Origin of the sequence: Rhizobium sp. BK602, assembly GCF_014195095.1 — a bacterium.
Taxonomy (GTDB): domain Bacteria; phylum Pseudomonadota; class Alphaproteobacteria; order Rhizobiales; family Rhizobiaceae; genus Rhizobium.
Genome location: NZ_JACIBC010000003.1, coordinates 194025 through 220160, shown reverse-complemented (window position 1 = coordinate 220160; position 26136 = coordinate 194025). Strand labels below are relative to the sequence as shown.

The following is a 26136-nucleotide window of genomic DNA, read 5'->3' as shown; positions in this document are numbered from 1 at the left end:
GCCCCGCCTCCCGGCCGCCGGGAGGAAAGGTTAGAGCTTGTAGATACGCTTACGCGTACCTTCGAGGCGCTGCAGGATCGCGCTCCGCCGTTCGGGCTTCGCCATGAATTCCTGGAAGCCGACGAGGCCGGCCTGTGCCATGTCGGGATCGCTGTCGCGGTCGTAATATTGCGAGGTGCCCTGCACCGTCTTCAGTGCTTCGACAGCGGCGTTGACCAGCGGGTCCTTGCTCGGTGGCAGATCGTTGCGCGGCGGAACATTGCCGCCGGGTTCGAGATAGGGACCGAGATTTTCCGGGCGATAGAAATAGCTCAGGAACTCGCGGGCGCCTTGCTTGTTCTTGGCGTTGGCCGGGATATGAACGGAATTCAGCGAGAACTCCTCGAAACGGCCGACCTTCGCATCGATCGTCGGGAACGGCGCGAAGGCGAGCTGATCGAGGTCCTCCTTCGGGAAGGCGTAGCGGACGAAGGCGCCGAGGTTCATCATGCCGGCCTTCTTCTGCGCCAGTAGTGCGCCCGCTTCCTGCCAACCAAAGGACGTGTGGTTGGGCGTGAAGAAGTCCTGCTTGATCAGGGTTTCCCACTGGTCGAACACCGGCTTCAGCGCCGGGTCGAGATAGCTCATCTCGCCGTTCATCAGCGCCATATGCTTGTCGAGACCGTTGATGCGCAGGTTCATCTGGTCGAACCAGCCGGCTGCCGGCCAAAGTTCCTTGGTGCCCATGGCGATCGGCGTCAGATTGGCGGCCTTGCACTTCGCGCCGAAAGCGAGAAAATCGTCCCAGCTTGCCGGCACCGTGGCGCCGAGCTGGCTGAAGACGTCCTTGCGATAGAACATGCCCCAGAGCGTGCCTCCGGTCGGCAGGCCGTATTGCTTGCCGTCGACGGTAACCGAACCGGCCGCCGCGCCGAGCACATCCTTGTATTTCTCTTTCTCGAAAAGATCGGAGATATCGTCGAAAAGACCGCGCTTGACGAAGGCGCGCATGCGGTTTCCGGAGAACCAGAAGCAGATATCCGGTGCACCGGCGACGAGATAGTTGCGGATGGCGGTCTTATGGGCCTCATGGTCCATATTGTTGATCACGACCTTGACGCCGGCCTGCTTGCCGAAATCCTCCGCCATTTTGCGCAGGATCGCCAGCGCATCGGCATTGTTCTCGTCGGAAATGATATTGATGTCCTGCGCCTGCGCGATCGCCGGCATCGGGAAACCGGCCAGCGCGGCGGCTGAGGCCGCCCCTGCTCCCTTGAGAAAGCTACGACGGCTTGCTTGCCTTCCAAGCAAATTGAAAGTCATTTGAAAATCCTCCCTTTGTAACACCTATCTTCACCCTCAGCCTGTGAGCCTGCAGAACGCCCCCCAGCGTCTTGCCTTCGGACACATGGTCGCAACGAACCCGCCGAGGCAGCGATGCGGCTGCCCGGATGAACGGCTTCGAGAAACGATGAGTCCCTTTTTCTGACTTCTTCGTGCTTGCGCACGGGCCGGATGTTGATCGACAAGGGAAGTTATGCATAAGTTCGAAACAGACGCAATAATTAATTTACAAAATTAAGAAAGAGACATCGTGAAGCTGAAAGGCGACCAGAGCACCTCGCGCGCCCTGAACCGGCGGCTCATTCTCAACCTTCTGCGACAGGAAGGGCCGAAAAGCCGTGCGGAGATTGCAACGATTACCGGCCTTAGCCCGGCCGCCGTCACCTTCGTCATCGCGGATCTGATCGAGGAAGGTCATGTCAGCGAGGGCAAGGCGGTGGCCGGGCTCGCCGGCCGGCGTCCGATTCCTGTGGAAATCAATTATGCCAATGGGTTAGCGATCGGCTTTAAGCTGATGGTCGATTCCGTGGAATGCGTGGTCACCGACCTTGCCACCAGCCCGCTCGGCTCCATGCGGCTGACCCTTGCGGACCGCGATCCGGAAAATGTCGCCAAGACGCTTGCGGCGGCAGTCCCCCTGCTCGTCCAATATGCCGCGCGGCCGAACGCGCAGCTTGCCGGCATCGGCATTTCGATGCCCGGTGTCATCGACAATGATCAGACCACCTGCGTGCGCAGCCATCGTTTCGCCTGGAACAATGTTCCCCTCGCCTCCATTCTGGCGCAGAAGGTCAAGGTGCCGGTCTGGCTCGAAGACGATACGAACGCCTATGCTATCGCCCAACAGCTTTTCGGGCTGGGGAGACAACACCGTAACATGGCCGTCATGGCGATCGGCGTCGGCATCAGCTGTTCCCTGATCATCGAGGGCAAGCTCTATCGCGGCGCCAATGGCGCTGCCGGCAAGTTCGGCCATGTGCTGCACGAGGAAGGTGGCCGCCTTTGCGAATGCGGCAAACGCGGTTGCCTGATGGCCTACCATTCGCAGGTCTCAATGCTCCGCACATGGAGAGAGAGAACAAACCGCAATGATGACTTTGGCTTAGCGGAGATGCTTCAAGCATCGAAGGAAGACGAGCCCGCCGCCGTCAATATTCTCGCGGAAGCCGGGACCGGCATCGGCAAGGCACTCGCCAATCTCGTCAACGTCACCGATCCCGAGGTGATCGTCGTCGGAGGCGAAGCCGTTTCCTTCGGCGATGCACTGTTCGGGCCGCTGCGATCAACCCTGGCCGCTCATACCTTTCGCACTGCTCCGCCGCTGCTCCCGGATTGGGAGGACAATTCCTGGGCACGCGGCGCCGCCGCTCTTGTCACGCAGAAGTTTTTCGATTTCGAAACATCGGGCGGAACATCGGCAAGCAGCGAGGCGCTTGCAAAGACTTCCGTCGCATAGAAGCCGGACAAGCGGTCGATAGCGGGCGTGCCGACGAAATCCGTCAGCCCGCCCGTTTCCTCATCATGGCCCCGGTCGCCCCGCTTCCGTCATCGACATCAACTGTCGGATTTCAACTTGCCGGCGGTCGCCCAGGCTTCTTTCGAAACTTCGCTGATCACGATCTCCACCGATTCCGGCGGGCAGACGAGCGTTTCGACGACAACCCTGGTCGCCTCGCGAACGAAGGCACGCTTCTGTTCCTGCGTGCGTCCCGGATGCATTTCCAAACGTAGGATGGGCATAAGAACTCCTTTGACAAAACGCCTTGGATGAAAGGCACCGGGAGTATGTTGCAAACCGAAACGGTGATAAATAATGCCTGAATTGCTTCACTCCAAACCATATGGTGTTTAATCATGGATAAGTTGGCGGGCATGGCGATGTTTGTCAGGGTGGTCGAGCTCGGCAGTTTTGCCGCCGCCGCCGATGCCAGCCAGGTATCCGCGACCATGGTCGCCAAGCATATCCGCATTATCGAACAGCGCCTCGGCGCCCGGCTTCTTCATCGCACCACGCGCAGGCACCAGCTGACGGAAGTCGGAAGGCTATATTATGAGAGATGCCGGAGCGCTCTTGCAGAGGTGGATCTTGCCGAGGCGAGCGCATCCGAGCTGCAGGCCACGCCGCGCGGCCGATTGCGGCTTGTCGCGCCGGTCAGCTTCGGCAGCGAGAGCCTCGTACCGGCCCTTGTCGAATATCTGCATCGGAACCTCGAGGTCAGCATCGATCTCGCTCTCGACAATCGCGCACATGATCTGATCCGGGAAGGCTATGAGCTCGGCATCCACATCGGCGATCTGCAGGATACGAGCCTGGTTGCGCGTCCCTTACGGCCATATCGACGGATTCTCGCAGCTTCTCCGGCCTATCTCGAGCGTGCCGGCAGGCCGCGCACACCGCAGGAACTGAGCGAGCACATGTGCCTGGGCCATTCCTACTGGCGCCTGCAGGGGCTATGGCATCTCGTCGGCCCGGAGGGAGAGGCCTGCGAAGTTGCCGTGAAAAGCCGCTTCACGACGAACCAGGGAGCGGCCCTTCGCGTGGCGGCGCTGCATGGCGCGGGGATCGTGCTGCAGCCGGAAATATTGCTGGCGGGCGACCTCGATGCCGGCCGGCTCGAAGCCGTTCTGCCGCAATGGTCGTATCAGCCGACGCCGATGCATCTCGTCTACGCACCGGATCGCCGCCCGACCGCGATGCTGCGCAGCGCGATCGATTTTCTGGTCGCGCGCTTCGGCTGACCGTGCTCCTGTGAAGCCGGTCAGCAGGCCGCCCTACTACATCAGGCTGACCGGAACCGGCGCCTTCCTCTTGCCGGCGCCATAGTCGCGCTCGTATGCCCTGCGCTGCGGCCTTTCCCGGCTTGCCGATACGTCGACGCGATTGTGTTCCACGAAGCCATCCGGATAGGTGCCGGTATCGTCGGTTTCCACTTCCGACTGGGCGGTGACAATCTTGAAATTCATCGCGTTTCCTCCTGCCGCGACGCAGAACCCCTTGATCCTGCATCCACTTCCATTAGTATCTGCAAAAGTTGTTAAAAAATTAACTACGTCCGTTAATGAATTGTTTGTGCGCCTGAACCGCTCGCGGGAACGGAACATTTTTGCAATCATGGCGTTCAGGCTCCGGTTTCGCTCTTTTGGGGGACTCGATGAATCGCTTCGAAAGCGCAAAGAGCCGTCACACTCGAGTTACGACCTTTATACCCTTCCCGACCTTCGGCTTGGCCGGATATCCGTTCTCCATGAAGTTCATGGCCGATCGGTGCCGCGCGTCCTCGATCAAACACTGTCAACTCGGCGAATAGACTGGAGTAGATCATGGCCATTGGAATCACATCGCTCATTCTGGCGCTCATCGGGCTGGCGCTCGGCGGCGGCGGAGCGTGGCTCGTCCTGCTCGGCGGCAGCGTCTTTTATCTGCTCGCCGGTCTCGCATTCCTGGTGACGGCGATCTTGTTGGCCTTGCGCAAGCCGGCCGCTCTTTGGCTTTATGCGATCTTCGTGCTCGCGGCGCTCGGTTGGGCGATATGGGAGGTCGGTTTCGACTGGTGGCAGCTCGGGCCGCGCGGTGGCCTGATCATCCTGATCGGCCTCTGGTTGATCACGCCCTGGATTCGCAGGCCGCTCGGTTTCCGTAGCCTGGATGGCGTGCACTACGGCGCCAATCCCTGGCCGCTGGCGATCGCGCTCATCGCGGCCATCGGCGTTGCCGGCTATTCGATGACCACGGATCCGCACGATCTTTCCGGCGACCTGCCGGCCGATGCCGTGGCCAATGCGCCGACGGGCGGCGATGTGCCGAGCGGCGAATGGCATCAATATGGCCGCACGCCCTACGGCCAGCGCTATTCGCCGCTCGATCAGATCAATGTCCAGAATGTCGCCAATCTGAAAGAGGTCTGGCGGTATCAGACCGGCGACGTGAAGCGTCCCGACGATATCGGCGAAACCACCTATCAGGTGACGCCCCTCAAGGTGGGTGACACGCTCTATCTGTGCACGCCGCACAATCTGGCGATCGCCCTCGATGCCCAGACCGGCAAGGAAAAATGGCGATATGACTCCAATCCCGGCATGAATCCCGACCGCCAGCACCAGACCTGCCGTGGCGTCACTTACTACCGCGATCAGGCCGCCGCCGCCGGAGCCCCCTGCGCCGAGCGTGTCTATCTGCCGACATCCGATGCCCGGTTGATCGCGCTCGATGCCGCCAATGGCAAAGTCTGCACGAGCTTCGCCGACCAGGGCGTGCTGCGTCTCGAAACCGGCATGAAATACAATCCCGCCGGCTATTACTACTCGACCTCGCCTCCGGTCGCGGTGGCGGGCAAGATCATCATCGGCGGCGCCGTCAACGACAACTATTCGACCCAGGAGCAATCCGGCGTGATCCGCGCCTTCGACATCAATACCGGCGCGCTGATCTGGAACTGGGATTCGGGCAATCCGGATCAGACCACCCCCCTGCCGGCCGGACAAACCTATACGACGAACTCGCCGAACAGCTGGTCCGTATCCAGCGTCGACGAGACGCTCGGGTTGATCTACGTGCCGCTCGGCAATCAGGTGCCTGACCAGCTCGGCATGGGCCGCAGCGCCAATGTCGAGCGCTTCTCCTCCTCGGTCGTGGCGCTGGACATCAATACCGGCCAGCTCAAATGGGTGCAGCAATTCGTGCATCACGATCTCTGGGACATGGATGTGCCGGCCCAGCCGGTGCTCTTCGACATGACCAAGGCTGATGGTTCCGTCGTCCCCGCGCTCGTCGCGTCGACGAAGCAGGGCGATATCTACGTGCTCGACCGGCGCACCGGCGCACCGCTGATCCCCTTCAAGGAGATACCCGCGCCGGGCGGCACCATTCCCGAGGACCATGCAGCGCCGACGCAGCCGATCTCGGACCTTACCTTCTCGCCGCCTCCGCTACAGGAAAAGGATATGTGGGGGGTCTCGCTGTTCGATCAGCTCGCCTGCCGCATCTCCTTCCACCGGCATCAATATGAAGGACGCTATACGCCGCCGTCGCTGCGGGGCTCGATCATCTATCCCGGCAATTTCGGCACCTTCAACTGGGGCAGCGTCGCCGTCGATCCGGAACGCCAGATCATGTTCGGCATGCCGACCTATCTCGCCTTCACCTCAAGATTGGTGCCGCGCGCGGAAATCCCGCCGAAGGGCCAGGGCGAAAAGGGCAGCGAGCAGGGGCTGAACCGCAACGAAGGTGCTCCATACGGGGTCTATATGGGGCCGTTCCTCGGGCCGCTCGGCATTCCCTGCCAGGCGCCGCCATGGGGCTATGTCGCCGGCGCCGACCTCAGGACCGGCAAGATCGCCTACAAGCACAAGAACGGCACCGTCCACGACATGACGCCCCTGCCCCTGCCCTTCAAGGTCGGCGTTCCCGGCATCGGTGGCCCGATCGTCACCAAGGGCGGCGTCGCCTTCCTGGGGGCCGCGGTCGACGATTATCTGCGTGCTTATGACGTCACCAGCGGGCGCCAGCTCTGGGAGGCACGCCTGCCGGCGGGCGGCCAGGCGACGCCCATGACCTATACCGGCAGCGACGACAAGCAGTACGTGGTGATGGTCGCCGGCGGTCACGGATCTGTCGGCACCAAGCCCGGCGACTATGTGATCGCCTACCGGCTGCCTTGATGTGGATACGGAGAGAGCCGATGGCATCGGCTCTCTGCGGTTGTCGCAGGCTGCTCAATGCTCGACGCGCAGGACGATCTTGCCGCGGTTGTGTTCCATGCGAATGGCCTCCTGCGCGGCGGGCGCCTGCTCCAGCGGGTAGACCCGCCGGACTTCCACGCGCACCTTACCGTCTTCGATGAGGCGGCCGATCTCCGCGAGCTGGGCGCCATTCGGCTGCGCCGTGTAGCGCAGGACGCGGATGCCGAGGGCCGCTGCCTGGGTCCTGTCGGGCTGGGAGAGCGTCGAGACTAGCGCGCCGCCCGTTTTCACCACGCCAAAGGATCGGTGCTGCGTTTCACCGGCAACGAGGTCGAACACCAGGTCCACAGGCTCGAGCCTGTCTTCGAAACGCTCCCGTCTATAGTCGATGACTTCGTCGGCGCCGAGGGAGCGGACAAATTCCAGATCGTCGCCGGAGACGGTCGTCGCCACCCAGGCGCCCTTGGCCTTGGCGAACTGGATTGCTAGATGGCCGACGCCGCCGGCGCCGCCATGGATCAGGACGCGTTGACCGGCTTGAAGCTCGCCATGTTCGAACAGCCCCTGCCAGGCGGTTATCCCGGCGAGCGGGATTGCCGCGGCCTCTACCGGGTTCATGGCACGCGGTTTCGGCGCCACTTCCTCGGGCCGTGCAATGACGAATTGTTCATAGCCGCCGTGTCTTGGATTGAGAAAGGCAAAAACCGCGTCTCCGCGGCGAAAGGCGGCGACGGTTTCACCCACCTTCTCCACCGTGCCGCAGACATCGCGCCCAAGCACATAGGGCAAGTCCTCTTCCTGGACCGCGGGATAATGTCCCTCGCGCATTTTCCAGTCGATCGGATTGACGCTGGCCGCTTCGACCCGGATCAGGATCTCATCTATCCTGGGCTCGGGACGCTCGATCTCCTCGACGCGAAGAACCTCCGGACCGCCGAACGAGTGGATACGCACGGCTTTCATGATGCTCATAGGTTCCATCCTCCTGAGTGTCGATCGCCTGACGCTTCAACAAGTGGGCGAGGATTATGTTCCCTTCGGCGCTATGGCGGTCCGGTCTCTTGGATCATCGTCGCTTGCCGCACGCATCTTCCAATCGATTTTGAGCGTGGAGGAAGGACATGCCAATGGGCAACACATCAGCCTTTGGGTGGCTGCGCAGGTCTTCCGATCGCCTCATCTTCTCCCAAGGGAGGAGGCTCCCAGCCGAACACGCTGCGTCCGCCGAAAAGATGCGATTTGTCGAATTCGCCGGCGACGATCTCCTTGAGGTCCGGACCCGTGACATAGCGTTCCAGCATGCGGGATTGATCGTCCAGGCGCTTCAGCGCCTGCAATTCCTCGTCCCGGCCCAGCCGGCCCTTGCGCACCGCGGATTTCATGACGCTGATGGTCTCGTCATAGACTTTCAGCGGCACGGGAAAGGGATGGCGATCCTTGCCGCCATGGGCGAGCGAAAAGCGGGCGGGGTCGGAGAAGCGGCAGGGCGCGCCATGCACGACTTCGGCAACCATCGCCAATGCCTTGACCGTTCTCGCGCCGACGCCGGGCGTCAGCAGCAGCTCACTGAAATCCGCCGGCCCGCGATCGGCCGCGGCCGCCAGGTTTCCGTGCAGCCGGCGCATATTGACGTCTTTTTCGCGCACGTCGTGATGCGCGGGCATGATCAGGTGCGGCAGCATGGGCTGCGCATCCGCGTTGGCGGTGGTTGCCGGCTGGCCTTCCAGCGCGGCAACCTCGCGCACGATCCGGTCCGGCCCGAGCGACGCCAGCAGATCGAGCTGGCCGCTGCGCGAGCGTTCGGCGCGCCGGTCGGCGAGATTGATGATCTCTCCCTGCTCCCGCCCCTCGATCGCCGCATGCGGCGAATCGAGAAAGCTCGTCAGCCCCTCGGATTGCCAGTGATAGCGCCTCGCCTGCCGCCTGCCGTCATTCATGCCCTGTTGCACGACGACCCATTTGCCGTCGTCGGTGACGATGAAACCGTGCAGATAGAGATCGAAGCCGTCCTGCAGGGCGGCGCTGTCGACTTTCGCGATCAGCCGGCTGGTCGTCGCAAGGGCCGCACCATCGATGCCGACGCGCTCGCCGATCACGGTCAGTTCCTCCGGAGTCTTGCGTGAATGCGAGCCGCGGCCGCCGCAGACATGGATGCCAAGCTCACCGGCAAGCGGCGTCAATCCGCGCTTCAGCGCGCCAAGAACGCTGGTTGTGATCCCGGATGAATGCCAGTCCATGCCCATGACCGCGCCGAAGGACTGAAACCAGAAAGGATTGGCAAGCCGGCGCAGGAATTCGTCGCGCCCGTAATGCTGCACGATCGCTTCGGTGATGACGGCGCCGAGGCGCGTCATCCGTAGGCCGAGCCATTGTGGCACCCTCCCGCCATGCAGCGGAAGATCAGCATTGCCAGCGCGTTGCACCAAGTTCATCAGTCTCCGTCTCAGGAAAAGGCATTGTAATCGCTGACGCCGGATTGCGCCATGCGGCGATTTCATTGGCGGCGCCCTGCTGCGCTCCGAACCGCCGGCCTCGCGGCCACATGGCCGAAAAACTTTTTATAATAGAGTCTATCTATAGAATTTACGCCCTTATCTTCCGCATCGACATCCGGCACCCATAGGCCGCTGGAATTAGGAGAGCGCAGATGGATCTAGCCGTGCAACAGACAGATCGAATTCGCCCAGTGGCGGCCCGACTGGCGAGCGAAGAGGAGGCAATTTCAGCGGCGCGCGCACTCGCGAAGCAGTTTGCCACGGCGGCCTCCAGCCGCGACATCGACCGCTTGCTGCCTCATCAGGAGCTCGATGCCTTGTCGCAATCGGGCCTGCTGTCGATCACCGTTCCCTCCGAATATGGCGGGCTCGATGTCTCCAACGCGGTTCTGGCCGAGGTTACCGCCATTCTCGCCGAGGCAGACGGCTCGATCGGGCAGATACCGCAGAACCATTTCTATATTCTCGAAGCGCTGCGCGTTGACGGCAGCGAGGAGCAGAAGCGCTTCTTCTTCGGCCGGGCGCTTGCCGGCGACCGCTTCGGCAATGCGCTGTCCGAAAAAGGCACCAAAACCGTCGGCCATTACAATACCCGCATCACCCGCGAAGGATTGGGTTACCGCATCAACGGCCGCAAATATTATTCGACCGGCGTCATCTTCGCCGACTGGATCACGATCTTCGCGCTCGACGAGAACGACCACCTGACCATGTCCTTCGTCTCGCGCGGCACCGAAGGCATCGAGATCGTCGACGACTGGGACGGCTTCGGCCAGCGGACGACCGGCAGCGGCACGACGATCCTCAACAATGTCTATGTTCGCGCCGACGCCGTCGTTTCTCACCACAAGGGCTTCGAACGTCCCACGACGATCGGCTCCGTCGGGCAGATCATTCATGCCGGTGTCGATCTCGGCATAGCCCGCGCCGCCTTTGCCGAGACGCTCGACTTCGTGAGGAACACCTCGCGTCCCTGGATGGATAGCGGCGTCGAGCGCGCCTCCGACGATCCGCTGACCATCGCCAGGATCGGGCAGATCGCCATCCGGATCGAGGCGGCAACCGCTCTTGTCGAGCGCGCGGGACTGAAGGTCGATATCGCCCAGATCGATCCTAGCGAGGCCAATGTCGTAGCGGCAACGCTTGCCGTGGCGGCCGCCAAGGTGCTGACCACGGAAATCGCGCTGGAGGCATCCAACACGCTGTTCGAGCTGGCCGGCACATCATCCGTCCGCGTCGGCCTCAATCTCGACCGCCATTGGCGCAATGCGCGTACTCACACGCTGCACGACCCCGTGCGCTGGAAATATCATGTGGTGGGCAACTATCATCTGAACGGTGTGACGCCACCCAAGAACGGCGCGCTGTAAGCTCCCAACGAAAAAGCCCGCTCCGACGCCGGAGCGGGCTTTTCTTGCATCTTGGGAGGATGCCGGTCAGCTATAGAGGCTGACCGCTGGAATCTTGTCGTTCAGGACGAATTCACCGACTTCCTTTGCCTTGTAGAACACCGGATCGTGCAGCGTGTGGGTGCGGACATTGCGCCAGAAGCGGTCGAACCGGTAGCTCGACGCCGTGGAGCGGGCACCAGTCAGCTCGAAGACGCGCGAGGTGATATCGAGCGAAACATTGGTGGCGTGGACCTTTGCCGCATAGGCTTCCGCCGCTGCTTCGCCACGTTCCCGTGCGGTCACATCGCGGCCGCGCGACAGAGCCGCCTGGACAGCCTCGGCGGCGCTGTCGGCGAGTGCGACCGAAGCCTTCAACGCCGCGGTGAATTCGCCCACCCGCTCAAGAATATAGGGGTCGTCTGAGGCCTTCTCGACGCCGGAGGTGATCCAGGGCCGCGTCGTCGTGCGTACATAATCGAGTGCGGCTTGCAGAGCGCCTTCTGCGGTGCCGAGGTAGAAATTGACGAAGACGAGCTGGATCAACGGGGTGTTGAAGGTCGAAAGCACCGGCGGAGCCGCATCCGGCGCGACGGGCGGCGCGATGAAGTCCTCCTCGTAGACCGGGAAATCGCGGAATTCGACGGTACCGCTGTCGGAGAGCCGCTGGCCGATATTGTCCCAGTCGTCATTGGCTATATAGCCGGGACGGTTGGTCGGCACCGCGAAGCTCGCGACCTTGCCGTCAAGCGCGGCATTGGCATTGATGTAGTCGGAGATATGGGCGGCCGTCGAGAAGGACTTGCGACCGTTGAGCACATAGCTATTGCCGCGTCGCGTCAGTTCCAGTCCCGGATCGCGCGGATTGACGGCGGCACCCCAATAGTAATTCTTTGCCACCGTCTCTGCGCCAAGCGCATGAGCGCGGGCCGCGTCTTCGATCGCCCAATAGATATATTGGCTGTTGACGAAGTGGTAGCCGAGAAGCTGGCCGAGTGAGCTTTCGCCGCGTGAGATGATGCGGACCAGCTTCAACGCATCGACCCAGTTCAGGCCGCCGCCGCCGATCTGCGGGGCATGCAGCGCATTGAGGAGACCGGAGTTCTTCAGCCGGATGATCTCTTTCAGCGGTGGCAGGCCTTCGAGGTCGAGTTCAGCCGCGCGCTTCGCGAAATCGGCCGAAATCTCCGTCGCAGTTGAAAATAACGCATCCCGCCCGGTGCCATGGCTGACGGCGAAGACGACATTGGATTTGCTCATGTGGGAACTCCCGATCCATCGATCGCTTGAAGTGATGATGCGGCGGGCCCGAAGATGACCCGCCGCACACGTCCTATCGTGAAGCTCAGAACAGCTTGGCTGGGATCCAGCTCGCCGTCACCGCGTCGCTGGTGCTGAAGGCCGGGATCTTGGCAGCCAGATCCTCGATGGTCTTCACGCCCGCAGCGCGCAGGCTTTCCTGGGTCAGCAGCGTCGGCTTGACGGTGATCTGGTGCGGCACGTCCTGTCCGGCGATCTGCAGGGCGGCGGCGCGCACCGAGACGGCACCGACGACGGCGGGATTGGTGGCGGCGGTCGCGACCCAGGGGCTGCCCGGCTCGATGATCTCCTGGATGTCGGCGGTGGAGACATCGGCGGAATAGATCTTGATCTTGTCGGAGACGCCAAGGTCGCCGGCAGCCAGCTTCACGCCGCGAGCGAACTCGTCATAGGGCGCGAAGACCACCTTGATATCCGGATTGGCCGTCAGCGCCGCCTTTGCCTGATCGGCCGTGCTGGTGGCCGTCGTGTCGCTGACATTGCCGAAACGCGCCTTTTCGACGACGCCCGGATTGGCGGCCTTGAATTTGTCCCAGATCTCGTTGCGGCGGTCGAGCGGCGCGAAGCCTGCGACGTAGACATAGCCTGCGGCGAAGCTCTTGCCATTATCCTTCGCCGCCTGGTCGAGCGCCTGCTGCGCCAGTTCGTGGTCGCTCTGTTCGACTTGCGGGATCTTTGGATTGTTGAGGTTGACGTCGAAGGCGACGATCTTGATGCCTTTGTCGAGCGCCTGCTGCACGACGTCGCCAAGCGATTCCGGCAGGCCGTGATCGATGACGATGCCGCTGACGCCGAGATTGACGGCCTGCAGGATCTGCTCTCGCTGCTCGGCGGCGTCCTGGCGGCCCGGGAAGACGCGAAGATCGATGCCCAGCGCCTTGGCCTGCGCCTCCGCGCCCGCCTGATAGGCCTGGAAGAAGTCGCCGGCGGAGATATAGCTGATCAGCGCCAACTTGACGCCGCCTTTATCGAAGGGAGCCGGTGCGCCGGCGATGCCGTCCGCATGGGCCGGCTGCAAGAGGACGAAGGGAATGACGGCAGCAGACAGGGCAAGCCGTACGAGAGATTTCATTGCCGTGTTCCTTATGGTCGATCGAAAAGCGTCGTCTGACGGACAGGGTTGCCCGGCGACGCGTCAATCTATTAGAAATAATATCTATGTTTTTAGTAGAGTAAATGATCTGATTTTTGCCCCTTCCGGAGATTCTTTGTTCCACCTTCGCCTTCGTCCCGGAAATGCCGTGCCTGGAAGTTCGGCTACGCGCCGGGGCATTATTCCGAGAAACCGGAAGACATCGCATGCCCCTGCTTCAAGTCGAAAATCTCACGCGCAGCTTTGGTTCGACGCGCGCGCTCGCCGATGCGAGCCTTTCCATCGAGCGCGGTGAAATCGTCGCGTTGATGGGTGCCAATGGCGCCGGCAAATCGACCCTGGTGAAGATATTGTCCGGCTCGCTTGAGGCCGACGGCGGCGCCATCCGCTTCAAGGGGCACGGCTTCACACCGGCAACCCCGGCGGAGGCAACGCGCGCCGGGATCGTCACCGTCCATCAATCGACCGATCTCGTCGGCGCTCCCGGCCTTACCGTCGCCGACGCATTGCTGTTGCCGCGCTTCGCCGACCGGCGGGTTCCGTTTTTTGTTTCGCGTGCCGGTCTTCGCGCCAGGGCCCGAGCCATATTGGAGATCGCCGGCTTTTCCTTGCCCCTCGACCGGGATTTTGGCGATCTCCCGGCCGCCGATCGGCAACTGGTGGCGGTGGCGCGCGCTTTGGCCGACCGGGCCGACCTGCTGATCCTCGACGAACCCACGGCGAGCCTTTCCGGCCAGGAAAGCCGTCGTCTCTTCGATATCCTCCTGCGGCTGAAGAGCCAGGGACTGGCGATCCTCTATATTTCCCATCGCACGGCGGATCTGGACGCGATCGCCGATCGGGCGCTGGTCATGCGTGGTGGCCGCGTCGTCGGCGCCTTCAAGCGGCCGATCGATTTTCCCGCCGCCATCGAAACCATGATCGGCCGCAAGCTGCAATCGGCGCGGCCTGACGTGCGCAGTATTGGCGGCAGACCGGTCTTCGAAATGCGCAATGCGCGTCTGTTGGTAAATGCCGCCCCGCTCGATCTCTCGCTGCGAGAAGGCGAAGTCGTCGCTATCACCGGCGTGCTCGGCGCCGGCAAGAGCCGGCTTTTGTCGGCGATTTTCGGTCTGACGCAACTCGCCGAGGGCGACATGCAGCTCGACGGTAAGGCCTATCATCCGAAAAATCCGGCTGAGGCGATTGCCGCCGGTATCGCCATGGCTGCGGAAGACCGCCATCGCTCATCGCTGATGCCGCTCGCCTGGCCGGGCAATTCCGTCGCCAGCACCATCAGCCTGCCGCATCTCGCACGCTGGTTTCCGAGCGGCTTCCTGTGGGGTGATCGCGAGCGGCGGGAGGCGGAAAAGGCAATCGACCGCCTCAGGATCAAGGCACCAGGCCCCCTCGCCTCCGTCTGGACGCTATCGGGCGGCAATCAGCAGAAGGTTGTACTCGCCCGCTGGGAAGCGGAACGCAGCCGGCTTCTGCTGCTCGACGAACCCTTCCAGGGCGTCGATGTCGGCGCCCGGCACGACATCATCCAGGCCATCCGCCGCCAAAGCGACCGCGCCACCCTGATCGCTACCTCCGATCCGGAGGAGGCCTATGAGGTAGCCGACCGCATTCTCGTGATCGACCGGCACAGCCTGACGCCCCTCAGCGAGGCGGCAAACCCACATACTATCGAGGACATCCCCGCATGACATCCGTCGACAATGACAGTTTCTCGCAACCGGTGGAGCGCACCGAGCCGACGTCTGCTGCTGACCCGGCCAGCGGCTGGCTCGCCGGCGTCAGCGCCGTGCTGCGGTCGGGTGCCGTCTTCATCCTGCTCGCCCTGCTCATCGTCGGCTTCACCGCCGCCCAGCCCGCCTTCATCAATGTCGGCAATCTCATGAGCATCCTGCAGGCGGTCTCTGTCGTCGCCATTCTTGGCGCCGGCGTTACCGTGACGCTTGCCGTCGGCGGGTTTGATCTCTCGATCGGCGCGGTCGCCGCCTCCAGCGTCATGGCCGCGAGCTATGCGATGATCGTCTGGCAGCTCGATGCCTTTGCCACCGTGCCGCTGGTGCTGGCCTTCGGCGCGGCGGTCGGCCTGATCAATGCCTTTATCATCGTCCGTCTGAAGGTGCCGGACCTGCTGGCGACGCTGTCGATGATGTTCCTGCTGTCCGGCCTGCAGCTGATTCCGACTGCCGGACGTTCGATCTCTTCCGGATTGATCCTGCCCGATGGCTCCAAGGCGGCCGGCAGTTATGATCCCAGCTTCCTGCTGATCGGACGCTACAGCCTGTTCGGAACGGTGCCGGTTTCGGTCATCCTCATGATCCTTGTCGCGTTGGCACTGTTCGTGCTCACCGAGCGGACGCGCATCGGCCGGCTGCTGTTTGCGACCGGCGGCAATGAAGTGGCAACGCGGCTCGCCGGTGCCTCCACGACGCGGCTGAAGACCCTCGCCTATGTCATATCCGGCACGCTGGCCTCGCTCGGCGGCATCGTTATCGCCGCCCGCGTCGGCCGTGGCGATGTCTCGTCCGGCGGCTCGTTGTTGATGGATGCCGTCGCTGCCTCGCTGATCGGCTTTGCGGTACTCGGCCTGCGCCGTCCGAATGTGCTCGGCACGCTGGTCGGCGCGGTTTTCGTCGGCGTGCTGCTCAACGGGCTGACCATGCTGAACGCCCCCTACTACACCCAGGATTTCGTCAAGGGCGCGGTGCTCGTCGGGGCGCTTGCGCTGACCTACGGCCTCGGCCGCTCCAATTCCTGACATCCCGCCTACCCTCCGACCCCACAAGGAGCTGAAAATGAGCCGCGAAATCAGGCTGAATGCCTTTGACATGAACTGCGTCGGTCACCAGTCGCCTGGCCTCTGGCGGCACCCGCGCGACCAGTCCTGGAAATACAAGGACCTCGATTATTGGGTCCATCTCGCCAAGACGCTGGAGCGCGGCAAGTTCGACGGCTTGTTCATCGCCGACGTGCTTGGCGTCTATGACGTGCTGAACGGCAATGTCGACGCGGCCCTGCGTCATTCGGCGCAGGTGCCGGTCAACGACCCCCTGCAGCTTATTCCGACCATGGCCTATGTCACCGAACATCTCGGCTTCGGGCTGACGGCGTCGCTCTCCTTCGAGCATCCCTACACCTTTGCCCGCCGCATCTCGACGCTCGACCACCTGACCAAGGGCCGGGTCGGCTGGAACATCGTCACCTCCTATCTCAACAGCGGTGCGCTGAATATCGGCCAGGCCGCGCAGACGAAGCATGATGATCGCTATGATCTCGCCGAGGAATATCTCGAAGTCTGTTACAAGCTATGGGAAGGAAGCTGGGAGGATGGCGCCGTGGTGCGCGACCGCGAGACCGGCATCTTCACCCATCCGGACAAGGTTCACCCGATCCGTCATGCGGGCAAGCAATTCACCGTGCCTGGCATTCATCTGAGCGAACCCTCGCCGCAGCGGACACCGGTGCTCTATCAGGCCGGCGCCTCCAGCCGCGGCAAGGATTTCGCCGGCGCGCATGCCGAATGCATCTTCGTCGCCGCACCCTCGAAGCCGGTCCTGAAGCGTTACGTCGCCAATGTCCGCGAGGCGGCGGAACGGGCCGGCCGCAATCCCCGTGAAATCCTCGCCTTCAACCTGCAGACCGTGATCCTCGGCGAGACGGACGCCGAGGCGAAAAGGAAATTCGACGAATACCGGAAATATGTCTCCTATGAGGGCGCGCAGGCCCTGATTTCCGGCTGGACGGGCATCGATTTCGGCCAGTTCGCGCCCGACGAGCCACTTCGGCACCGTTATACCAACGCCGTGCAATCGGCTGTGGAGACTTTTACGACCATCGACCCTGACAAGGTCTGGACCGTGCGCGAGATGGCGGACTGGGTCGGCATCGGTGGCTTCGGCCCGGTCTTCGTCGGCTCGCCGCAGACGGTCGCCGATCTCTTGCAGGAATGGGTCGAGGATACGGATGTGGACGGCTTCAACCTCGCCTATGCGGTGACGCCGGAAAGCTTTGAGGATGCCGTCGATTTGCTCGTGCCGGAACTGCAGAAGCGCGGCGTCTACAAGACGGCGTACCGTCAGGGAACGCTGCGGGAAAAGCTCGGCGGCAAGGGGCCAAGGCTGCAAGCCCCGCATCCGGGCGCCAGCTACCGCAATCTCGGAGAGGCACCGGCCATCAGGGGGGCTGCGGAATAGCGGCGCGATTGCGCCGCTATTCCTGTTGCCCTAGCCGATCGCATGGCGGATGGTTTTTGAAATCCGCAGCAGGAAGGCGGGCCTGGACGAGGCAACGAGCTTCCAGGATAGGACCGCCTGCGCCATGCGCCGCGGCAGCACGCCGACGGACAGGAACCATGCCGCAAGCATAGTACGGCGGCGCAGCGAAGCATTCATTTCCATGCTGGCGACCGCGCCGGCCCGGCCCAGCGCAAATCTGGAATCGCTGACCATGGGATGGTGTGCCCGGTCTATGCAAAGCGATGCCAGCCGCTCCTCCAGATGCACGGGATCGTGAAGCGTGACATCCGGCGGCACGACCAGTCCGACCTCGGCCGCCTGCTCCGACAGGGCTTCCACCCGATGGAAATCATGCTCCATGCGCCAGCGCGCGCGCTGGCCGAGCTTTTCGGCAAAGACCGAATGGTTGGCGCCATGGATGCGATAGGCGCCGAGGCAGGCTTCGATCGATGCCACCTTGCCGTGAAGCGGCGCGACAGTGACCAGATAGCCGTCCGCGCCCTGGCGGAAATCGGCCTCTGGAACCGGCATGACCGCCTCCAGCGCCGCGCGCCTGAACGCCAGGCCGCTGGTCACGGTTGTCTGGTAGCGCCCTCTTTGCAGAAGCTTCGGCATGACGTCGCCGGAATCGAACGGCATTTCCGGGGGCGGAAACACGTCCTTGATCTCCTGGTCCTCATCGACGATGTGCAATCGGAATTGCATCTGGGCGATCTCGTCGTCCCAGGCATCGAGAATGTCCGCCACCGCGTTCGGATAGAGATAATCATCGGCATCGAGAAAAAGCACGATATCGCCGTGGCTTTCGGCAAAGCCGGTATTGAACGCCGCGCCATGCCCGCCATTGGTCTTTTTTCGGCAGGCCCGGATTCGCGATCCGTAGAAGGCTATGATGTCGGCCGATTCATCGGTCGACGCATCATCGACGACGATGACCTCGACATTGTCGTAAGTCTGCTCCAACGCGCTATCGACAGCGCGGCGGAGAAAGCGTGCGTAATTGTAATTCGAGATGATGATGGAAACTGGCGCACGGTCTGGGATGGACTGCATCGCATTGAACCTCGCAATTCTGCTTTGGTCGCGGCGAACCTTCTCATTCAGGTCCTGTGGAAAGCCCGTTCGGGAAGCACAGCCCTCCAGATGCTGAAGCGGCCGCTACAGACATGCTACCCACGGGTGGCGAAGATGAGCTTGTATCGTCTGTAGAAACGCGAGCCTCGCCAGCTTTGTGGCATTAGAATGGCCCCGGGGCATATTCGCCTTATACACTCGGCCGCTGTCGGAGGCCGTCAAGCCCCTCGTCACCGTCGCTAATCCGCTTTCGCGAAGTCAGGATGCCTCGCGAGAGGAGAGGAGCTTGTGACGTTCCGTAAGGAATTGATCGATGTTGGATTTTCCTTTCACCGTCCAGAACGCGGCTTCGCTCTCATAGGAATAACCCATGATTTCCTTTGGAATGTCGAAGGTCGCGAAATCCCAGAACCGGTGCTTGGCCAGTTCGCAGATATAGTACGGCAGGATCTGGTCGATGTGATACCGGGGCTTGTATTTCAGGGTTCGAGCCAGACTGCAAGCGAGGCTTTCCGCGAGACGAACGGATCCGACGGAGCTGTTCAGGAAAACCGCCGACGCCAGCACGCGATACCAGTGCTTGCGTTTTTCACGCCGGAAAATGAATCCACCGCTTCGCAGGGCCGCCTGATTGCCGAAGAACTGCCACGGCGACTTGTTCATGACGGCGTCGACATCGATGATCAGCAGTCGATCGACACCTTCCCTAAGCAGCATGGGCGCCAAGAGAAAACGGGCTGCCGTGTAGTAGACGGTACGGTAGGGTATCGTTTCAGCGAGAACACACGGATCGATGGTAGTCGTAAGCTGGACGTGCCCGAGAGTGGTCTGCAACTGAGCGACCTCCTCAAGGACAGCTTGAGACGGCTCCAGCAAATGAAGATGTAGCTTCTGAGGAACCCCATGTGAATCGACCGAACGCACAAGGTCGATCGCAAACCTTCTGAAATAATCGTCGTTGCAGGCCGCCAGTATGACGTTGCCGCTACTCGGAAAATCTCCGGAAATGCTTTTGGAAAAGAGAGAATGCTCCTTCTCTCCTTGCTTTCCCGCGACCACACCCCTGACGATGTGGCGAAGAAGCAACCGGAATAGCGCACTATGTTTCTTACGCGGTGGGGACTTACGAATGATTGCCTGCTCGAAATTCATTTTTGAAATTTTAGATTTGAAATTTGAGACCCATTAATGAGATGTGGCCCTATATAGGAATGGCCAAAATTGCAATAAAAAGCTGAAACCACCACCGGCTTGAATGACGCCACGTTGCAATATCAACAATGCGCCGGGTGGAGCCCGGCGGCGTGCATCACATCAATGGACCGAGACCTCGTGGAGAAACGGCCGCGGGACCGTCTGAAGGGCCATCAGACCTTTTCGCCGCCGCGAAGCCCTTCTCGAGATCGGCCTTGAGATCGGCGACATCCTCGAAGCCGATCTGAAGGCGCAGCAGAGGCCCCTCCTCCGGTGGCTTCAACAGGATTCGGTCGCTCAGATCGACCTCCAGCGCCAGACTCGGAAAACCGCCCCAGGAATAGCCGAGCCCGAACAGTGAAAGGCCATTGAGGAAGGCCCGTGCCTTGGCTTTGAAATCCTCCCGCCGTCCAACGGAAAGCACGAAGGAAAAGACCCCGCTTGCGCCCTTGAAATCCCGCTTCCAGATGTCGTGGCCGGGAAAACTCGGCAAGGCCGGATGCAGCACACGCGCGACATCGTCGCGCGCCTCCAGCCAGGTCGCGATGTCGAGAGCATTCGCCTGATGGCGCTCAAGCCTGACGCCCATCGTGCGCAATCCGCGCAGCACCTGGTAGGCGTCGTCGGCGGTTCCGCAGATGCCGAGCGCGCCATTGGCCTGCCTGAGGCGCTTCCACTGTTTTGCATTGGCCGAGACGGTGCCCATGAGGACGTCGGCGTGGCCCGCCGGATATTTCGTTGCCGCCTGGATCGAGACATCGACACCGAAATCGAGCGGCCGGAAATAGAGCGGCGTCGCCCAGGTATTGTCCATGGTCGTGATCGCGCCATGCCGCTGGGCAACGGCGGTGATGGCGGGCACATCCTGTATCTCAAAGGTGTTGGAACCAGGCGCCTCCAGATGCACCAGCTTTGTATTCGGTTTGAAAAGCGTTTCGATCGCCGCGCCGATACCGGGATCGTAGTATTCCACCTCGATGCCGAAACGGGCAAGCATCGTGTCGCAGAAATGCCGGACGTTGCCGTAGACGGAATCGACGATCAGCGCATGGCCGCCTGGTGAGAGATAGGTCAGGAACGGCAGAGTGACGGCGGCAAGCCCGGATGGCACCAGGATGGTTCCTGCCGCACCCTCGAGTTCGTTGATCGCATCGCAGAGCGCATCGGTTGTCGGCGTTCCCCGCGTCGCATAGGTGTATTTCTGCTCGTGCCGCTCCATCGCCTCGGCCGTCGGGAAGAGAACCGTCGAGGCGCGCACTGCCGGCGGATTGATGAAGCCGTGATAGTCGAAGGGATCGTATCCGGCCCGGACGAGCTTGGTATTGGGACCGAGAGCGGGCGAAGCATCCTTATTGTCATCTGCCATGGGGTCTGCCTTGATGTGGGGACGGCAATTTCATCGATTGACACAGGCGTCCACAGAACGCCTGGCCGCAGGTTCAGCCATAGCGCCGGTCTGCTGTCGTAAGCGCACCCGTCCAGCCAAGCTCCGGGGCGATCCGCGTCACGAAATCGTGGAGGATCTGGCGGTATTCCTCATGTTCGAACTCGTATGGCAGCTCCAGCCGCAATTCGGTGACCTTCGGCAGGATCGGGTCAGCGAAAAGCTGTTCAAGGATCTGTTCCGAAGTGCCGATGATGTCGCGGGCGAACAGGGTGCGTTTCTCACCCTGCGGTGTCAGCGTCCGTCCGTTGCGGCCGGCGGCATAGTCCTGATAGCGGCGGCGGGTCGTGGCGTCGGCGCTGTCGAAAGGCACGATGACGCGTCCGAGCGCGACGCGGCGCCGCGGGCCTGCGGTGCCGCGGAACGTCTCGATCAGCCGCGATTGCGCAACGAAGAAATCGTCCGTCCCCTCGCCGGTTATCACGTTGCCCGTCAAAAGATTGAAGCCGTTACGCCCCGCCCATTCGGCCGAGCGCTGCGAGCCGCTGCCATACCAGATCCGGTCGACCAAACCCTTGGCATAGGGCTGCAGACGCGGCCGGATCGGGCCGAACGGCGTCTTGATGAAGGTGTCGTCATCGCCAACGTAAGTACCGCGCAGATTGTCGGCGAAGCGCAGGACGCGATCATGGGAGAAATCGTTGTTTTCCCAGCCGCTGTCGAAGACCAGCGGCGCGATCAGATCGGCATGCAGCGGCCGGCCGGCGCTGACGCCGACATTCAGTCGTCCACGGGACAGGACATCGACGGTCGCAAGATCCTCCGCCAGCCGGTAAGGGCTTTCATAGCCGATGGGAATGACGGCCGTTCCCAGCTGGATGCGGCTGGTGCGTTGGGTCGCCGCGGCCAGAAAGGCGCTGCCCGACGAAATCCCGGGTTCCAGATGCCGCTGGCGGACCCAGGCGCTGTCGAAACCCAGCTCTTCGCCATAGCGCAACTGCTGGAGCGTCTGCTCCAGGCCGAACAACGGGTCGTCGTCCGGATAGTTGCCGGGGGTCAGAAAGCCGATATGGCTGATTGAAACCTTGCGGCCGCTCATCTCGTCACTCCTTCGATTCTAATGCTCGTCGCCGTTCAGTATTTCGGTAGACCCGGCGGATTGGTCTCCGATTTCGGCAGCGCTTCTTCCGCCAGATGCCACTGGCCAAGGATCTTACCGTAGGTGCCGTTGGCAATCAGGTCGTTGGTGGCGACCGTCAGCGCGTCGGCGAGCCCGCTCCCCTTGCGCGTGGTGACGGCCACATCCGAACGGTCCGGCCAGCCGGCGCTCAGTGTTCCCACGCTCCTGATGTTCTTGTCGCGGGCGGCGATATAGACGAGCTGCGCATGCGGCTGGACGATCACATCGGCGCGGCCCGACGCCAGGGCCAGCAGGCTCGCGGCATCGTCGTCGTAATATTGCAGCTCCAACGGTTTCAGGCCGGCGGCGACGTTTTCCTTGCTCCATTCGAGCAGGATGCGTTCCTGATTGGTGCCGGCGCCGACGATGAAGCGCAGACCCGCCGCATCCTTCGGCTCCTTGATCGGGCCGATCTTGCTGTCGGCCTTCACATAGATGCCGTGCAGGCCCTGGCGGTAGGTGGAGAAATCGAACTTCTCCTTGCGCTGCTCGGTGACGCCGACATTGGAGATGACGGCATCATACTTGCCCGAGGTCAGGCCCAGCGGCCAGTCCGCCCAGGCGACCGGGAGGAGCTCGAGCTTGAGGCCGAGGCTGTCGGCAATGGCCGAGGCGATATCCGGATCAGCACCGACGACGGTCTTGGCGTCCGTCGCATAGGTGGCAAGCGGCGGGCCGCCGGGCGCCACCGCAACGGTGAACACACCCGGCGTTACGAATTTGAAGCCCTTGGGGATGGCTGCAACCGCTTTTTCGTCTCGTCCGACGTGAAGACGGTTCGGCTGCTCCGGGCTGAGGTCGAAGGTCAGATCGGCGGCATGAAGCGTGCTGACGGACGTGAGTGCCGCCATCATCAGAACGAATGAACATGCCCGGATGGCCGGTATGCCTGTCATGTGGTTCTCCCTAGTCATTTTCATGAAGGCCGGCCCGTGAGGGCGAGCCGGCCGCATATTCCTTCGGAACCGATTAAGAGCCGCTCTTGGGCAGGCCCGGCGGGTTGGTGCGGGATTCGGTAATGGCCTCGGAGGTCAGGCCCCAGCGCTTCAGCACCTCGCCGTATTTTCCTTGCTTGATCAGGTCGTTGATGGCGATGGCGACGGCGTCGGCGAGACCCGCGCCCTTGCGCGTTGTCACCGCGATTTCGGCGGATACCGGCCAGCCGCCGCTGACGGTGCCGACCAGCCTGGTCGCATCCTTGATGGATGCGCTATAGGCAAGCGAGGCGTTGGGATTGAATTCGACATCGGCGCGGCCGGACTGGATCGCCAGATCGGCGGCGGCGCGGTCGTCATAATATTGCACTTCGATCGGCTTCAGCCCTGCGGCGACATTTTCCCGGTCCCATTCCAGGATGATCTTTTCCTGGTTGGTGCCGGCGCCGGTGATGACCTTCAGGCCGGCGACATCCTTCGGTTCCTTGATCGCGGTGATCTTGCTGTCTTTCTTGACGTAGAAGCCCAGAACGTCGTTGCGATAGGTGGAGAAATCGAACTTCTCCTTGCGCTGCTCGGTGACCGTCACATTGCTGATGACGGCATCATACTTGCCGGAGGAGACGCCGAGCGGCCAGTCTTCCCAGGCGACGGCAACGATTTCCAGCTGCAGCCCGAGCGAATCCGCAATCAGCTGCGCGAGATCGGGGTCGGTGCCGACCACGGTCTTGGCGTCCGTGGCATAGGTCGAGACCGGCGGGTCCCAGGGGCTGATCGCAACCGTGAACTTGCCGGGATTGACGAACTTGAAGCCCGGCGCAATCGCCTTGATCGCCGCCTCGTCCTTTTCGGCGCGCAGCCGGTTTGAGATATCCGGGCTGAGGTTGAATTTTTCCGCCGCGTGGGCGGAGCCGAGTCCGAGGACAGCCACGGCAATCATGCCGGCCACCAGGGAAGTCGTCTTCTTGAAGATAGTCATGTATCTACCTCTTGTTCTCTCTATGGTTGTGGTTGCGCATAGTTTCTTCCTTTCGCGACGTGGGGCCGGTTTTCGCTAGAGAACTTTTGCCAGGAACGCGCGCGTACGCGGATGTTCGGCGTCATTGAAGATTCGGGATGGCGGGCCGACTTCGAGAATGTGGCCGCCCTCCATGAAAACCACCGTATCGGCAACCTCGCGGGCAAACCCGACCTCGTGGGTGACGATGACGAGCGTCGTGCCGGTGCGGGCAAGTTCCTTGATGACATCGAGCACTTCGCCGACAAGTTCCGGATCGAGCGCCGAGGTCGGCTCATCGAAGAGCAGCACCTTGGGGCGAAGCGCCAGCGCGCGGGCGATCGCGACACGCTGCTGCTGGCCGCCGGACAATTGGCGGGGATAGGCATTGATCTTGTCGCTGAGGCCGACGCGTGCCAGCAGTTCCTGCGCCAGCCTCACCGCCTCCTCGCGGCTTGCGCCCCGAACCTGGATCGGTGCTTCGATCAGATTTTCCAGCACGGTCAGATGCGGAAAGAGGTTGAAGCTCTGGAAGACCATGCCGATATCGGCGCGGCTCTTCAGAATGTCCTTTTCCTTCAGCTCATAGAGCGTGTCGCCCTTCTGGCTGTAACCGATAAAATCGCCGTCGATGGAAATGAAGCCGCTGTCGACGCGTTCCAGATGATTGATGGCGCGCAGCAGCGTCGACTTGCCGGAACCCGAAGGGCCGAGAATGGCGGTGACACTGCCCGGCGGAAGGTTGAGTTCGACGTTGTCGAGTACCTTCAGCGTGCCGAAGCTTTTCGAAATGCCATGAATGCGTACGGCGCCGCCGGCTGCCCGAAAGCTTGCGGCATCGCTGAAACCGGCCTTGCGCGCGACATCCGTCGAGATCTCGATCACCGGCAATGGGCGCTGGAAGCGGGCGAAGAAGGACTGGAAGGGCAGCGGCGTCGGATTGCGCAACGCACCCTTGGAGAAATAGCGTTCGATATAGTGCTGCACGATCGACAGCACCGTCATGATAACCAGATACCAGACGGTCGCGACCATCAGCAACGGGATGACTTCCAGATTGCGGCGATAGATGACCTGGACCGTGTAGAAGAGTTCCGGTAGGGCGAGGACATAGACCATCGACGTGCTTTTCGCCAATCCGATGATTTCGTTGAAGCCTGTGGGCAGGATGGTGCGCATGGCTTGCGGCAGGACGATGCGGAAGGCCTGGCGGCGGCGCGGCAGGCCGAGCGCGGAGGCGGCCTCGAGCTGACCCTGATCGACCGAGAGAATGCCGCCGCGCACGATCTCCGCGAAAAAGGCCGACTGGTTGAGCGTCAGGCCCAGGAAGGCGGCGGCAAAGGGCGTCAGCAATTGCACGGTCGGGTAATCGAGAAGCACCGTGTCGGTGAAGGGCACGCCGATCCGGATCGTCTCGTAGAGATAGCCGAGATTGTTCAGCACGAGCAGCAGCACGATCATCGGGATCGAGCGCAGCAGCCAGATATAGCCCCAGGACAGGCCGGACAGCAGCGGCGATTTGGAGACACGGGCAAGCGCCAGCGCCGTGCCGAGGATCGAGCCGGAAATGGCGGCGAGTACGGTCAGCAGCAGCGTCCTGCCGAGGCCGACGAGTACGGGTTCAGCGAAGAACCATTCGGCAAAGACGCCCCAGCCCCAGCGCGGATTGGTGAAGGTGGAATAGAGCACGGCTGCAATGACGAGGGCGGCGAAGATGGTGCCCGCAAACCGCCAGGGATGGCGGGCGGGAACGATCCGGTAGCGGGAATAATCCTGCTTTTGCTCGGCGCTCCTGCTGCCGGGGTCGATGCCGGCGAAATCTGTCGTCAGTGCCATGATGTTTCC

The 26136-nt window shown here is 62.1% G+C and carries 21 protein-coding genes; 7 read left to right on the top strand and 14 right to left on the bottom strand.

Features of this window, described 5'->3' with window-relative positions; genetic code table 11:
• Positions 1–30 precede the first annotated feature (30 nt).
• Entirely contained in the window at positions 31–1302 is a 1272-nt protein-coding gene (locus FHX11_RS11415; RefSeq protein WP_184357735.1) for an extracellular solute-binding protein, read from the bottom strand.
• A gap of 271 nt (positions 1303–1573) precedes the next feature.
• On the opposite strand from FHX11_RS11415, the gene FHX11_RS11410 reads away from it, so the two are divergent.
• Complete coding sequence (locus tag FHX11_RS11410) at positions 1574–2779, top strand: ROK family transcriptional regulator (protein ID WP_184357734.1); 1206 nt, start codon at positions 1574–1576, stop codon at positions 2777–2779.
• Positions 2780–2877: 98 nt separating this feature from the next.
• Here the strand turns inward: FHX11_RS11410 and FHX11_RS11405 are convergent, their stop codons facing one another.
• On the bottom strand, positions 2878–3063 hold the full coding sequence (locus FHX11_RS11405) for a 4-oxalocrotonate tautomerase (protein ID WP_184357733.1): 186 nt from the start codon (positions 3061–3063) through the stop codon (positions 2878–2880).
• Positions 3064–3177: 114 nt separating this feature from the next.
• On the opposite strand from FHX11_RS11405, the gene FHX11_RS11400 reads away from it, so the two are divergent.
• The gene (locus FHX11_RS11400) at positions 3178–4062 is read left to right on the top strand and encodes a LysR family transcriptional regulator (RefSeq protein ID WP_184357732.1); all 885 of its coding nucleotides are present in this window, start codon (positions 3178–3180) and stop codon (positions 4060–4062) included.
• A gap of 36 nt (positions 4063–4098) precedes the next feature.
• Here FHX11_RS11400 and FHX11_RS11395 read toward each other — a convergent pair whose 3' ends face one another.
• Positions 4099–4287 (bottom strand): hypothetical protein, encoded by a 189-nt coding sequence (locus FHX11_RS11395; RefSeq protein ID WP_184357731.1) that lies wholly within the window; start codon positions 4285–4287, stop codon positions 4099–4101.
• 357 nt (positions 4288–4644) lie between these two features.
• Here FHX11_RS11395 and FHX11_RS11390 point away from each other — a divergent pair, with 357 nt between their 5' ends.
• Positions 4645–6981 (top strand): glucose/quinate/shikimate family membrane-bound PQQ-dependent dehydrogenase, encoded by a 2337-nt coding sequence (locus tag FHX11_RS11390; RefSeq protein WP_184357730.1) that lies wholly within the window; start codon positions 4645–4647, stop codon positions 6979–6981.
• A 54-nt stretch (positions 6982–7035) separates the two neighbouring features.
• Here FHX11_RS11390 and FHX11_RS11385 read toward each other — a convergent pair whose 3' ends face one another.
• Positions 7036–7974 (bottom strand): NADP-dependent oxidoreductase, encoded by a 939-nt coding sequence (locus FHX11_RS11385; RefSeq protein ID WP_246780962.1) that lies wholly within the window; start codon positions 7972–7974, stop codon positions 7036–7038.
• A 167-nt stretch (positions 7975–8141) separates the two neighbouring features.
• Positions 8142–9428, bottom strand: a complete 1287-nt coding sequence (locus FHX11_RS11380; protein WP_184358198.1) for a DUF763 domain-containing protein — start codon at positions 9426–9428, stop codon at positions 8142–8144.
• A gap of 221 nt (positions 9429–9649) precedes the next feature.
• Between FHX11_RS11380 and FHX11_RS11375 the strand changes: the two genes are divergently transcribed.
• A complete protein-coding gene (locus FHX11_RS11375) occupies positions 9650–10867 on the top strand; it encodes an SfnB family sulfur acquisition oxidoreductase (protein ID WP_184357729.1) in 1218 nt (405 codons plus the stop codon).
• A gap of 66 nt (positions 10868–10933) precedes the next feature.
• On the opposite strand, the gene FHX11_RS11370 is transcribed toward FHX11_RS11375, so the two are convergent.
• Positions 10934–12145 carry an acyl-CoA dehydrogenase family protein gene (locus FHX11_RS11370; RefSeq protein WP_184357728.1) on the bottom strand — a complete coding sequence of 404 codons (1212 nt, stop codon included), beginning with the start codon at positions 12143–12145 and terminating at the stop codon, positions 10934–10936.
• Between the two features lie 85 nt (positions 12146–12230).
• A complete protein-coding gene (locus FHX11_RS11365; RefSeq protein ID WP_184357727.1) occupies positions 12231–13277 on the bottom strand; it encodes a substrate-binding domain-containing protein in 1047 nt (348 codons plus the stop codon).
• A 227-nt stretch (positions 13278–13504) separates the two neighbouring features.
• On the opposite strand from FHX11_RS11365, the gene FHX11_RS11360 reads away from it, so the two are divergent.
• Genes FHX11_RS11360 through FHX11_RS11350 form a run of 3 tightly spaced genes read left to right on the top strand, consistent with a single transcriptional unit; the run spans position 13505 to position 17485 of the window.
• Positions 13505–14986 (top strand): sugar ABC transporter ATP-binding protein, encoded by a 1482-nt coding sequence (locus tag FHX11_RS11360; RefSeq protein WP_184357726.1) that lies wholly within the window; start codon positions 13505–13507, stop codon positions 14984–14986.
• Positions 14983–16050, top strand: coding sequence for an ABC transporter permease (locus FHX11_RS11355; RefSeq protein ID WP_184357725.1), 1068 nt, complete (start codon positions 14983–14985; stop codon positions 16048–16050). The genes FHX11_RS11360 and FHX11_RS11355 overlap by 4 nt, the downstream gene beginning before the upstream one ends.
• A gap of 37 nt (positions 16051–16087) precedes the next feature.
• Positions 16088–17485 (top strand): LLM class flavin-dependent oxidoreductase, encoded by a 1398-nt coding sequence (locus FHX11_RS11350; protein WP_184357724.1) that lies wholly within the window; start codon positions 16088–16090, stop codon positions 17483–17485.
• A 30-nt stretch (positions 17486–17515) separates the two neighbouring features.
• Here the strand turns inward: FHX11_RS11350 and FHX11_RS11345 are convergent, their stop codons facing one another.
• The 7 genes from FHX11_RS11345 to FHX11_RS30055 all read right to left on the bottom strand — a co-directional run bounded on the left by FHX11_RS11345 (position 17516) and on the right by FHX11_RS30055 (position 26127).
• Positions 17516–18580 (bottom strand): glycosyltransferase, encoded by a 1065-nt coding sequence (locus FHX11_RS11345; RefSeq protein ID WP_184357723.1) that lies wholly within the window; start codon positions 18578–18580, stop codon positions 17516–17518.
• A gap of 279 nt (positions 18581–18859) precedes the next feature.
• A complete protein-coding gene (locus FHX11_RS11340) occupies positions 18860–19753 on the bottom strand; it encodes a hypothetical protein (RefSeq protein WP_246780961.1) in 894 nt (297 codons plus the stop codon).
• 157 nt (positions 19754–19910) lie between these two features.
• The gene (locus tag FHX11_RS11335) at positions 19911–21161 is read right to left on the bottom strand and encodes a cystathionine beta-lyase (protein ID WP_184357722.1); all 1251 of its coding nucleotides are present in this window, start codon (positions 21159–21161) and stop codon (positions 19911–19913) included.
• Positions 21162–21234: 73 nt separating this feature from the next.
• The gene (locus FHX11_RS11330; protein WP_184357721.1) at positions 21235–22278 is read right to left on the bottom strand and encodes an LLM class flavin-dependent oxidoreductase; all 1044 of its coding nucleotides are present in this window, start codon (positions 22276–22278) and stop codon (positions 21235–21237) included.
• Positions 22279–22313: 35 nt separating this feature from the next.
• The gene (locus tag FHX11_RS11325) at positions 22314–23255 is read right to left on the bottom strand and encodes an ABC transporter substrate-binding protein (RefSeq protein ID WP_184357720.1); all 942 of its coding nucleotides are present in this window, start codon (positions 23253–23255) and stop codon (positions 22314–22316) included.
• Positions 23256–23328: 73 nt separating this feature from the next.
• Complete coding sequence (locus FHX11_RS11320; protein ID WP_184357719.1) at positions 23329–24273, bottom strand: ABC transporter substrate-binding protein; 945 nt, start codon at positions 24271–24273, stop codon at positions 23329–23331.
• Between the two features lie 75 nt (positions 24274–24348).
• The gene (locus FHX11_RS30055) at positions 24349–26127 is read right to left on the bottom strand and encodes an amino acid ABC transporter permease/ATP-binding protein (RefSeq protein ID WP_184357718.1); all 1779 of its coding nucleotides are present in this window, start codon (positions 26125–26127) and stop codon (positions 24349–24351) included.
• Positions 26128–26136: the final 9 nt, after the last annotated feature.